Below are 12,144 nucleotides of genomic sequence, written 5' to 3' on the forward strand. Positions count from 1 at the left end.
TTGAGGGTCTCGCCGTCGTCCTCGTAGGTCGGCAGGGCAACCTTGCGGATCTTGCTGCCGGACAGGGACTCGGAGGTGAGGACGGTGCGGATCTCCTTGTCGCGGATCTTCACCACGTACTCGTCGGCCGCGTACAGCTCAACGGTCTTCGGCCACATGTCGAGGAGCTTTTTGGCGGTGCCGGTGAGCTCGCCGTCCTTCCAGTCGATCAGCTCGTCGAAGGCGCCGGCATCCTTGCTGCAGCCCTCGAAGAGCTTCTTGGAGATGCGCAGGGCCTGGCGTTCGCGGGCGACGCGGGCCTGCTCCGCGGTGTGCTTGTGGTAGCCACGCACCGAATCGGCGATCTCGGCCAGGTAGCGGGCACGCTCGGCGGGAACGATGGCACGGCCACGGCTGGACGCCTTGACGCTGACGATGGGCAGCTTGGCCTTGCCAAGCTTGAGGCCCTTGGCCACCAGCGCCGGGGCAATGGACTGGAACAGGGCGGTCACGCCGTCGTCGTTGAAGCGGGCGGCCATGGTGCCGAACACCGGCATCTGCTCGGTGGGGGTGGTGAACAACTCACGGTTGCGCTGGTACTGCTTGCGCACATCGCGCAGCGCATCCTCGGCGCCCTTGCGGTCGAACTTGTTGATGGCCACGAAATCGGCGAAGTCGAGCATGTCGATCTTCTCGAGCTGGCTGGCGGCGCCGAACTCGGGGGTCATCACGTACAGGGACACATCGACGAAGGGCACAATGGCCGCGTCGCCCTGGCCGATGCCGGAGGTCTCGACGATGATCATGTCGAAGCCGGCCAGGCGGGTGGCGGCGATGACTTCGGGCAGGGCCGCGGAGACTTCCTTGCCGGTGTCGCGGGTGGCCAGCGAGCGCATGAAGATGTTCGGGTGCTCGATGGCGTTCATCCGGATGCGGTCGCCCAGCAGGGCGCCGCCGGTGCGCTTGCGCGACGGGTCGATGGAGACGATGGCGAGCTTGAGCTTGTCGTCCTGGTCGAGGCGGAAGCGGCGCACCAGTTCGTCGGTGAGGCTGGACTTGCCGGCGCCACCGGTGCCGGTGATGCCGAGGGCCGGCACCTTCACCGACTTGGCGGCCTCGATCAGGGCCTGCTTGACGTCGTCGCCGTAGGCACCGTTCTCGAGGCCGGTGATGACCCGGGCCAGGGCCCGGCGGTCGCCGGACTTGAGGGCGGCGATGATGGTGTCGGCGCCCTTGGGTACGGCCACCGACAGGTCCTCGTCGCAGCGCTCGACCAGGTCGTTGATCATGCCTTGCAGGCCCAGCACGGCGCCGTCTTCCGGCGAGTAGATGCGGGTGACGCCGTAGTCGTGGAGTTCCTTGATCTCGGCCGGCACGATCACACCGCCACCGCCGCCGAAGACCTTGATGTTCTCGCCGCCGTTCTGACGCAGCAGGTCGATCATGTATTTGAAGAACTCCACATGCCCCCCCTGGTAGGAGGTGATCGCGATGCCCTGCACGTCTTCCTGCAGTGCGGCATTGACGATCTCGCCCACCGAGCGGTTGTGACCGAGGTGGATGACCTCGGAGCCGGTGGATTGAAGAATCCGCCGCATGATGTTGATCGACGCATCGTGGCCGTCGAAAAGCGCCGCAGCGGTGACGAAGCGCACCTTGTTCTTGGGCTTGTAAGCGACGAGTTTCTTGGCAACGCTCAGGTCGGTCATGGTTGTCTCCCCCACATCATGTTTATCGATCCATGCATGTTAGAAGGGTGGCGGCGCCTTAGCCATTGCCGTTGTCGACGGCTTTCGTGCAAAATCCGCCAAGCTGCAGCCGGCCCGCCGGCACCATTGCCCAACGCACCGGAGAGAGCCCCTTGTCGAGCAAGCCAGCCCGCCAGGGCTCAACAGTATCAATGGGTTTCGTGACAGGCATGCTGGCAGGCATGCTGCGTCGCAACATCGACCCCACCCTGCTGCTGGCCGAACTCGACATTGATCTTGCAGACGCGGCCAGCCGGGTTCCCCTCGACCGCTACGCCACCCTCTACAATCTGGTGATCCGCGAGCTGGGCGACGAGGGCTTCGGTCTGTTCTCGACACCCATGGGGCGTGGCAGTTTCGAGTTCCTGTGCCGCGGCATGCTGGGCGCCCCCACCCTGGCCGACGGTCTCGACCGGGCGCGGCGCTTCCTGGCCATCGTGCTGCCCGACCTGAGCGTGAGCGTGAACCGGGGCGATGACCGGGCCGAGCTGCACATCCGCGAAGCCGCTCCCCTCACCGCAAGCCCGAACGACCCTGCCCGGGTGTTTGCCTTTGAATGGCTGCTGCGCCTGCTGCACAGCCTGTCGTGCTGGCTGGTCGGGCGGGGCCTGGCCCTCGACTCGGTGGACTTCCCCTTCGCCCCGCCGGCCCATGCGGACGACTACGCGCTGGTCTACACTGCCCGCTCCAGTTTCATCGAAGGCCCGCAGCTGACCGCCCGCTTCAATGCCACCCTGCTCGACCTGCCGATCCGCCGCGACGAAGCCGCCCTGTCCAGCTTTCTGGAAGGCGCCCCTGGCCGCATCAGCATGCTCTACCGGCGCGACCGCAACACCGTGATCCGCGTCCGCGACCTGATCCGCGATGCCCTGCCCGCCAGCCTGACCCAGGACGAGGCGGCCGACCGCCTGCACATGTCGCCACGCACCCTGCACCGCCGCCTGGAGGAAGAAGGCGCGAGCTTTCGCGGCATCAAGGAGGCCCTGCGCCGGGACATGGCCCTGGCCCGCCTCACCAAGACCCGCCAGCCCATCTCCCGGGTGGCCGCCGACCTCGGCTATGCCGACACCTCGGCCTTCTACCGGGCCTTCACCGGCTGGACCGGCATGTCGCCGGAGCGCTACCGCAAGCACCTCTCCATCACCACACCGAATACCGGCAGCACCCAGCCTTGACCGGGATGCCCCGCGCCTCATGCCCACCGACCTCACCGCCCTGACCGAAGACCTGATCCGCGACGCCGACGGCCTGTTTGCCGGCCTGCTGCGCAATGCGATGATCGGCATCTACATCATCCAGGACGAGCTCTTCCGCTACGCCAACCCCCGCTTCGCCGAGATGTTCGGCTACACCCAGGAAGAGATCTGCGGCGCAATCGGCCCCAAAGACCTGATCGCCCCAGGTGAAGAGGCCAAGGTGCGCGACGCCATCCGCCAGCGGCTGGACGGTCTGGCGGACACCGCGCACTACAGCTTCGAGGGCCTGCGCAAGGACGGCAGCCGCATCGACCTGGAAGTCTTCGGCAATCGCACCGAGTTCGACGGACGTCCAGCCATCATCGGCATGCTGGTGGACATCACCGCCCGCTGCGCCGCCGAACGCACCGCCACGGAACGCCTGAGCTTCATCGGCCAGCTCATCGAGGCCATCCCCAGCCCCCTGTTCTTCAAGGACGACACAGCCCGCTATCTGGGCTGCAACAAGGCCTTCGAGGCCTTCACCATGCGTCCGCGGGCCGAACTGATTGGCCGCTCGGTGTTCGACATTTCGCCGCCCGAACTGGCCGCCCGCTACTACGAAGCCGACCAGGCCCTCTTTGACAACCCTGGAGTACAAACCTACGAAGCCTCAGTGGAAGCCACCGACGGCATGCGCCGGGACGTCATCTTCAACAAGGCCACCTGGTTCCGCGCGGACGGCAGCGTAGGGGGGCTGGTGGGGGTCATCACCGACATCACCGAACGCAAGCAGACCGAAGCCCTGGTGTGGGTGCAGGCCAACTACGACACCCTCACCGGCCTGCCCAACCGCCGTCTGCTTTACGACCGGCTCGGCGAACTGATGAAGAAGGCCCACCGGGACCACGACAGCGTGGCCGTGCTGTACATCGACCTGGACCGCTTCAAGGAGGTCAATGACACCCTCGGACACGAGGCTGGCGACCAACTGCTGATGGAGGCTGCGCGGCGCATCGTCGGCTGCGTGCGCGAATCCGACACCGTGGCCCGCCAGGGCGGTGACGAGTTCACCGTGCTGCTGCCGGGGCTCTCCGACCGCAACCCCGTGGAGCGCATCACCGAGGCCATCATTGCCGCCATCGACCACCCCTTCCGCCTGGGCAACGACCTGGCCTACGTCTCGGCGAGCATCGGCATCACCTTTTTCCCCCAGGACGCCGACTCCCCCACCGACATCCTGAAGAACGCCGACCAGGCCATGTATCACGCCAAAGACGCCGGCCGGAACCGCTTCAGTTACTTCTCCCCGTCCATGCAGGAGCACGCCCTGCAGCGCCTGCAACTCGGCAAGGACCTGCGCAGCGCCCTCGCCGAAGGCCAGCTGGCGCTGCACTTCCAGCCCATCCTGCACCTGGCCAGCGGTGCGGTGCGCAAGGCCGAAGCCCTGCTGCGCTGGAACCACCCCACCCGCGGGCAGATCCCCCCGGACGAGTTCATCCCCGTTGCCGAGGAACTGGGCCTCATCGACGCCATCGGCACCTGGGTGTTCGAGCGCGCCATCGACTTCATCCTGCACTGGCGCGCCCTGTGCCCGACCTCCGCGGGCATGCAGATTGCCGTCAACGCATCACCGCAGCAGTTTCTCCGCGGCCAGTCCCTTGAGGTGCTGATGCTGCGCCTGGAGAGCGTCGGCCTGCCCGGCTCGTGCATTTCCATCGAGATCACCGAGGGCCTGCTCCTCGACGAACAGCCAGTGGTCATCGCCCAGCTGGCCCGCCTCAGTGCCGCCGGCATCCAGGTATCCATCGACGATTTCGGCACCGGCTATTCGGCCATGGCCTACCTCAAGCGGCTCGACATCGACACCCTCAAGATCGACCGCTCCTTCGTACGCGACCTGACCACCGACCCGGGCGACCTGGCCATCACCGAGGCCATCATCGCCATGGCCCACAAGCTCGACATCAAGGTTGTCGCAGAGGGCGTTGAAACCCTTGCCCAGCAGGAGCGTCTGAGTGCTGCCGGCTGCGACTACAGTCAGGGCTTCCTGTTCTCCCGCCCCCTCCCCGAAGCCGCCTTCTTCGACCTGATCGCCAGCCCCGCCCCATGATCGCCCGCATCACCCCCGTTCCTGCCAGCCCCGGCCGCTCCGGCACCCCCGAGGAGCTGCGCCGCTACGACCTGCTGCTGGCCGGCTTCGACCTGCTCGACCAGGCCATCGCCGTATTCGACGCCAGCCCCAAACTGGTCACCTGGAACAAGGCCATGCTGCGCCTGCTCGACTTTCCCGAATCCATGGTGCGGGTCGGCACCCCCTTCGAGGACTTCGTGCGCTTCAACGTGGAGCGGGGCGAATACGGCGGCAGCCACCGCAGCCCCGCCGAGGTGGAGCGCCTGGTGGCCGAGCGCATGGCCTCCGTGCGTGCCTTCCAGCCCCACCATGCCGAACGCACCCGCCCCAACGGCCAGGTGCTGTCCATCCGCGGCGTACCGATTCCCAACCTGGGCTTCGTCACCCTGTGGACCGACGTCACCGAGCAGCGCCGCTATGAGCAGCTCATCGAAAGCCAGAACGCCGAACTCGAGAACCGCGTGCGCGCCCGCACCGCCGAGCTGGAAGCCGCCACCACCCGCCTCGACAACGTGGCCGCCCAGCTGGCCCGCTCCGAAGAGCGCCTGCGCCTGATCATGGACGCCATCCCGGCCCTGATTGCCTACGTGGACTCGGGCGAGCGCTACCGCTTTGCCAACAAGGGCTACGCCGACTGGTTCGGCCTCGACAAGAACGCCATCGTCGGACGCAGCATCGAGGAAGTCTTCGGCCCCGAGGCCTATACCCAGATCAAGCCTTATCTGGAACAGGCCGCCGCCGGAGAGCAGGTCAGCTACGAATACTCACGAACCAGCACCGCCGGCAAACCCGTTTACGCCCGCAGCGCGGTGGTGCCGGAAGCCTCGCTGTCCGGCGGCGTGCAGGGCTTTTTCGTGCTTTCCATCGACATCACCGAGCAGAAAGCCAGCCAGGCCGCCCTCATCCAGGCCCAGAAGATGGAGGCCGTCGGCCAGCTCACCGGCGGCCTGGCCCACGACTTCAACAACCTGCTCACCATCATCACCGGCAACCTGCACACCCTGCGCGACAAGCTGCCCGCCCACCAGGGCTACGAGGAACACCTAGAGCCGGCCCTCTCCGCCGCCCGCCGCGGCACCGAGCTGATCCGCCGCCTGCTCACCTTCTCCCGCCAGCAGCCCCTGGAGCCGACCCCCGTGGAGGTCGGCGCCCTCGTGCATGGCATGAGCCAGTTGCTGTCCCGCTCCCTCACCGAGCGCATCGACATCAAGCTTGAGCTGCCCACCGAGAAGCTCCACGCCCTGGTGGACCCCCACCAGCTGGAGAACGCACTGCTCAACCTGGCCATCAACGCCCGCGACGCGATGCCCGACGGCGGCACCCTGACCATTTCCCTGGCCACCCGCCACGTTTCGCCCAGCCTGGCCTTGCTGGTGGAAGTCCCGGCCGGCGACTACGTGCAGTTCGACGTCTCCGACACCGGCACCGGCATCGCTCCCGAACTCCTGCCGCGCCTCTTCGAGCCCTTCTTCACCACCAAGGCCTTCGGTGCCGGCAGCGGCCTCGGCCTGGCCATGGTGTACGGCTTCATCCGCCAGTCGGGGGGCAACATCCGCATCCTCAGCACACCGGGCAAGGGCACCAATGTGCGCTTCATCGTACCCATGAGCGACAGCCCGCCCCCGCCTCCGATCGCCCCCCGTCACCCGGCCGCCAGCGTCACCAACGAAAGCCGCCTGACCCTGCTGGTGGAGGACGAGCCCGAAGTACGCAAGGTCATCCGCCAACAGCTCACCGAGCTGGGCTTCCCCGTCATAGAGGCCAGCAACGGCTTCGAAGCCCGGGCCATGCTCGAAGCCGTCGAGGACATCGCACTACTCGTTTCCGACACCGTCATGCCCGGCCTCGGCGGGCGCGAACTGGCCGCCACCGCCCGGGCCCTGCGCCCGCAACTGCCCATCCTGCTCATCACCGGCTACGCCACCGGCGATGTGCCGGCAGGCAGCCCCAACATTCCGACCCTGCGCAAACCCTTCGACCGGGCCGCCCTCGCCGCAGCCCTCGCCGCCCTCGATTACCCGGAGACCCCGGCATCATGACCACCCCCGACAAGGACACTCCCCTCATCTTCGTCGTCGAGGACGAGGCCGACATCGCCCGCCTGATCGCCAGCACCCTGGGTGAATACGGCTTCCGCACCGAGACCTTCGGCACCGGCCGCGCCCTGCTCTCCCGGGCCCGTCGGGCCCAGCCCGAACTGGCCATCCTCGACCTCGGCCTGCCCGACATGGACGGCCTGCAGGTACTGCGCGAGCTGCAGGAGCAGCACCCCTGCGCCGCCCTCATCCTGACCGGCCGCGACGGCCTCACCGACCGGGTGCTGGGCCTCGAACTGGGCGCCGACGACTATCTGGTCAAACCCTTCGAACCTCGCGAGCTGGTCGCCCGGGTACGCTCCATCCTGCGCCGCTACCAGAAGGCCGCCACCAGCGAAGCCACTGGCCACACCGGCGCCCGCTTTGCCGGCTGGCATTTCGACATCGGCCGCCTCAACCTCAGCACCGAGGACGGCCGCGAGGTGTCCCTCTCCGCCGCCGAAGCCGCCCTGCTGCAAACCCTGCTCAAGCGCCCCAACAAGATCCTCACCCGCGAACAGCTCATCGGCGAACGTGACCTCGATCCCTTCGACCGCAGCATCGACGTGCGCATCTCCCGCCTGCGCCGCAAACTCGAGGACGACCCCCAGGACCCGAAGATCATCAAGACCGTCTACGGCGCCGGCTATCTGCTGTGTGCCAGCGTGGAGTGGGAGTGAAGCTGACGGGATTTATTGGAGGCGCCGAGGGCGGCTGGAGGGACTGTGGGGGCGACTTCAGTCGCCCGCGGACTTCGATCAAGGGCGGGACTTCGATCAAGGGCGGGACTTCGATCAAGGGCGGGACTTCGATCAAGGGCCTGTCTGTGATCGACGCGTGGATGGGCGACTGAAGTCGCCCCTACAAGTCGCCCCTACAGAATTTCCCAACGAATCGCCCCTGCGAAGAGACCGCATCGACCGTCAGACGACGCGTCAAACGGAGGAAATCAGGATGAATTCGACCCCACAGCAGCGCCCTCCCGTAAAATCCCCCTTCCTGTAAGGAGGGAAAACCAAATCATGACAAGACCATTCAAAGTCCTCGGCGTCCAGCAGATCGCCATCGGCGGGCCGTCCAAGGACCGCCTGCGCACCCTGTGGGTCGACATGTTCGGCCTCGAGGTCACCGGCAACTTCGTGTCCGAACGCGAAAACGTGGACGAGGACATCACCGCCATGGGCAAGGGCCCGTTCAAGGTCGAGGTAGACCTGATGCAGCCCCTCGACCCAGAGAAGAAACCCGCCGTGCACACCACCCCGCTGAACCACGTGGGCCTGTGGATCGACGACCTGCCCAAGGCCGTCGAGTGGCTATCGGCCAACGGCGTGCGCTTTGCGCCGGGTGGCATCCGCAAGGGCGCGGCCGGTTTCGACATCACCTTCCTCCACCCCAAGGGCAACGAAGAATTCCCCATCGGCGGTGAGGGCGTGCTGATCGAGCTGGTTCAGGCGCCGCCGGAAGTGATCGACGCTTTCGCCAAGCTGGCAGGCTGATCTCGGCCGCACACGTACAAAGGGCCGGCCTCCTTACGGAGGTCGGCCCTTTGTACGTTCAGAAACGTGGAATTACAGGTTGCGAGCCTGGAAGGTGTTGCACACGGCCAACTGCCCCGACTCCATGCCGCGCTTGAACCAGCGCATGCGCTGCTCGGCCGAGCCGTGGGTGAAGCTGTCCGGCACCGCATAGCCCTGGGCCTGCTTCTGCAGGGTGTCGTCGCCAATGGCCGTAGCCGCCTGCAGGGCCTCTTCCAGATCGCCTGCTTCGAGGATGCCCCGCGCCGCATCGGCGTTCTTGGCCCACACCCCGGCCAGGCAGTCCGCCTGCAGTTCGAGCCGCACCGACAAGGCATTGGCTTCCCGCTCGGAGGCCCGCTCCCGCGCGGCCTGGACCTTGCCGGAGATACCCAGCAGATTCTGCACATGGTGACCCACCTCGTGGGCGATCACGTAGGCCTGGGCAAAATCGCCCGGCGCCCGGTAGCGGGTCTTCAGCTCCTGGTAGAAGGACAGGTCGATATACACCTTCTGGTCGGCCGGGCAGTAGAACGGCCCCATGGCCGCCTGCCCCACACCGCAGGCCGTGCGCGTGGCCCCGGAGAAGAGCACCAGGGTCGGCTCGGTGTACTGCTTACCGTTCTGGCGGAAGATCTGCTGCCAGGTATCTTCGGTCTCGGCCAGCACGTGGCGGATGAACTTGGATTCCGCATCATTGGCCGGCGGCCCTGCCGGGCGCGAGGTCGCTGACGGGGCCGGTGCCTGGGCGGCCTGGTTGAGCACGATGCTCGGATCGACGCCGAAGTACATGGCCACCAGCGCCAGCACGATGGTGCCCAAGCCAATGCCCTTGCCCCCCACGGGCAGCCCTCGGCCGCCACCGCCGCCGCGGCGATCCTCGACGTTCTCGCTTTCCCGGCTGTTGTCGAAACGCATGGAGTTTCCTTTTCTGGATCAGGTCGCAAGGGTGAGGCGTGACGCCCCCTTGTTCAAGTCAATATGCCAGCAAACAGCGTCAAATAGTGTGTCCAGGCATGCCATCGCGCAGAGCTCGCGCCCAAAACTGCCCCCTCCCCCAACCCCTCGGTCTTTTGCGCTGCAACATTTTTCTTGTGTAGTCAGCGCTTTACCGTTATAGTCCGCGGTCCGGTGCAAAGCGGTTCGCACCGAGTCACATCGTCCCTGACCTTCTTATATCTCCCGTATTCGACGAGAGGTTGTCCTGATCGGTTAGTGCCGATATGCCAGTCAGGCAGCCCAACTGTTGCGCGCACTCCCTGCGCGGCGACGCGTTGCCGTTTTTTCTTCGCGGGCACCGCATCCGCAATACCAAGATAAGGAAGCGAACATGGATTTCGCCAGCCTCGGCCTGTCCGAGAACATTGTCAAAGCCGTTGCAGACGCCGGCTACACCGAACCCACCGCCGTTCAGCAGGCCGCCATCCCCGCCGCGCTTGCCGGCAAGGATCTCGTAGTGTCGAGCCAGACCGGCTCCGGCAAGACCGCCGCCTTCATGCTGCCGTCCCTGCAGCGCCTGACCGCAGAACCGACCATCAAGGCCCGTGGCCCCCGCGTGCTGGTCCTCACCCCGACCCGCGAACTGGCTGTCCAGGTTACCGATGCCTGCAAGGGCTACGGCAAGAACCTGCGCTACGCCAAGGCCGTCAGCGTGGTGGGCGGCATGCCCTACCCGGTTCAGAACAAGCTGCTGTCCAGCCCCTACGAAATCCTGGTGGCCACCCCCGGCCGCCTGATGGACCAGATGAACAGCGGCCGCATCGATTTCGCCCGCCTGGAAATCCTGATCCTCGATGAAGCCGACCGCATGCTCGACATGGGCTTCGTGGAAGACATCGAGGCCATCGTCTCCAAGCTGCCGGCCAACCGCCAGACCCTGTTCTTCTCCGCCACCCTCGACGGCCAGGTCGCCCGCATGATGCAGCGCCTGCTGAAGGACCCGGAGCGCATCGAGATCAACTCGGCCCAGGCCCGTCACGAGAACATCGAACAGCGCCTGCTGGTGGCTGACGACATCGGTCACAAGAACCGTCTCCTCGACGGCCTGTTGCGTGATGTGAGCATGGAACAAGCCATCGTGTTCACCGCCACCAAGCGTGACGCCGACGCCCTGACCCTGAACCTGGAATCCCAGGGTCACTCGGTGGCCGCCCTCCATGGCGACATGAACCAGCGCATGCGTACCCGCACCCTCGACCAGTTGCGTCGCGGCCACCTGCGCGTGCTCATTGCCACCGACGTTGCCGCCCGCGGCATCGACGTGCGCACCATCAGCCACGTGATCAACTACGACCTGCCCAAGGTTGCCGCCGACTACGTGCACCGCATCGGCCGTACTGGCCGCGGCGGCGCCAACGGCGTGGCGATCAGCCTGGCCGAGCGTCGCGACGTACGCCTGCTGCGCGCCATTGAGCGTTACACCCATCAGCCCCTCGCCGTGCATACCCTGCCCGGCCTTGAGCCGCGCAGCACCATGCCCGCCGACGAGCGTCGTCCGGGCGGTGGCGGCCCGCGTCGCGATGGCGGCCGCAGCTTCGGCAACGGCGGTGGCCGCTTTGGCGACAAGCGTCCGTCGTCTGGTTTCGGCGGCCCCCGTGGCGACCGTGAGCCGCGTCGTGAAGCCGACGGCCGCCCCGCCAGCCCCTGGGCCGGCAACAGCGAAGGCCGTCGCGATTTCCGTGACGCTCCCCGCCGCGCTGACGGCACCAGCGCCGCCCCGCGTCACCCGGAACACCGCACTGAGTTCCCCCACGTGGCCAAGCGCAGCTCCACCCACCACAACGCCGGCGGCGGCTTTGGCGGTGCCCGCAGCGAAGGCACCGGCGGCAAGCCCCGCGCCGGTCGCACCTTCAATCGCGACCGCTAAGACGAAGCCCGGCCGGGGTTACGCTCCGGTCAGTGTTTCGGAAGGGCGCCTACGGGCGCCCTTTTTCATTTCCGGCCCGCCGGGCTGTCGCCGGGATTAGGGGCAAAAGCCCCTTCACTTCGCGGGGTCGAATTGCAGCCCCGTGTCTATGATGGAAGAAAACAAACGCGCGAGCGGAGCTCCGTTCGCCCTCCACTTCCATTCCAAAGGGGAAAACCATGAAGATCACCAGTCCCATCGTTGGCGAAGTCGACGTATCCGCCGATCGCATCATCGACTTCCCGTCCGGCCTCCCCGGCTTTGAAGCCTGCCGCCAGTTCACCCTGCTGCACAGCGAAGACAACGACGCCCCCAAGCTGTTCATGCTCCAGTGCCTCGACGACCCGGAAGTGGCCTTCACCGTCACCACCCCCGACATCGTCGGCCTAAACTACGAATTCACCCTCACCGACGATGAAGTGGCCAGCCTGCAACTGGGCAGTGCCGACGACGCCAGCGTGCTGCTGATCGTCAGCCGCGGCGAACCGGGCGCCTCTCCCGTGCGCGCCAACGTGATGGCCCCGCTGGTCGTCAACACAGCCACCCGCCGTGGCCTGCAGAAGATCATCGGCAAGGTGGACACCAGCGTGACACTGAAGGCTGTGGCCTGATCC

The 12,144-nt window shown here is 66.4% G+C and carries 9 protein-coding genes; 7 read left to right on the top strand and 2 right to left on the bottom strand.

From position 1 onward, the window contains the following. On the bottom strand, window positions 1-1,688 hold a 1,688-nt coding region (locus tag ACIQ09_RS08265), incomplete at its 3' end, for a cobalamin-dependent protein (RefSeq protein ID WP_398308083.1). A gap of 191 nt (window positions 1,689-1,879) precedes the next feature. Here ACIQ09_RS08265 and ACIQ09_RS08270 point away from each other — a divergent pair. The 5 genes from ACIQ09_RS08270 (at window position 1,880) to ACIQ09_RS08290 (ending at window position 8,607) form a co-directional block, all read left to right on the top strand. Then, window positions 1,880-2,902: an AraC family transcriptional regulator gene (locus ACIQ09_RS08270; RefSeq protein WP_398308085.1), complete on the top strand. Its 1,023-nt coding sequence runs from the start codon at window positions 1,880-1,882 to the stop codon at window positions 2,900-2,902. A gap of 19 nt (window positions 2,903-2,921) precedes the next feature. After that, on the top strand, window positions 2,922-5,015 hold the full coding sequence (locus ACIQ09_RS08275; RefSeq protein ID WP_398308087.1) for a putative bifunctional diguanylate cyclase/phosphodiesterase: 2,094 nt from the start codon (window positions 2,922-2,924) through the stop codon (window positions 5,013-5,015). Continuing rightward, window positions 5,012-7,075, top strand: a complete 2,064-nt coding sequence (locus ACIQ09_RS08280; protein WP_398308089.1) for a PAS-domain containing protein — start codon at window positions 5,012-5,014, stop codon at window positions 7,073-7,075. The genes ACIQ09_RS08275 and ACIQ09_RS08280 overlap by 4 nt, the downstream gene beginning before the upstream one ends. Then, the gene (locus ACIQ09_RS08285; protein ID WP_398308091.1) at window positions 7,072-7,791 is read left to right on the top strand and encodes a response regulator transcription factor; all 720 of its coding nucleotides are present in this window, start codon (window positions 7,072-7,074) and stop codon (window positions 7,789-7,791) included. Before ACIQ09_RS08280 ends, ACIQ09_RS08285 begins: the two co-directional genes overlap by 4 nt. 339 nt (window positions 7,792-8,130) lie before the next feature. Further along, a complete protein-coding gene (locus ACIQ09_RS08290) occupies window positions 8,131-8,607 on the top strand; it encodes a VOC family protein (RefSeq protein ID WP_296413334.1) in 477 nt (158 codons plus the stop codon). Between the two features lie 72 nt (window positions 8,608-8,679). Here the strand turns inward: ACIQ09_RS08290 and ACIQ09_RS08295 are convergent, their stop codons facing one another. Then, window positions 8,680-9,543, bottom strand: coding sequence for a neutral zinc metallopeptidase (locus tag ACIQ09_RS08295; protein ID WP_398308093.1), 864 nt, complete (start codon window positions 9,541-9,543; stop codon window positions 8,680-8,682). A gap of 412 nt (window positions 9,544-9,955) precedes the next feature. Between ACIQ09_RS08295 and ACIQ09_RS08300 the strand changes: the two genes are divergently transcribed. Further along, complete coding sequence (locus ACIQ09_RS08300) at window positions 9,956-11,491, top strand: DEAD/DEAH box helicase (RefSeq protein ID WP_398308095.1); 1,536 nt, start codon at window positions 9,956-9,958, stop codon at window positions 11,489-11,491. A 218-nt stretch (window positions 11,492-11,709) separates the two neighbouring features. Further along, complete coding sequence (gene fliW, locus ACIQ09_RS08305; RefSeq protein WP_398308097.1) at window positions 11,710-12,141, top strand: flagellar assembly protein FliW; 432 nt, start codon at window positions 11,710-11,712, stop codon at window positions 12,139-12,141. The last annotated feature ends 3 nt before the right edge of the window (window positions 12,142-12,144 follow it).

Source organism: Zoogloea sp. (assembly GCF_044344315.1).
GTDB lineage: Bacteria > Pseudomonadota > Gammaproteobacteria > Burkholderiales > Rhodocyclaceae > Zoogloea.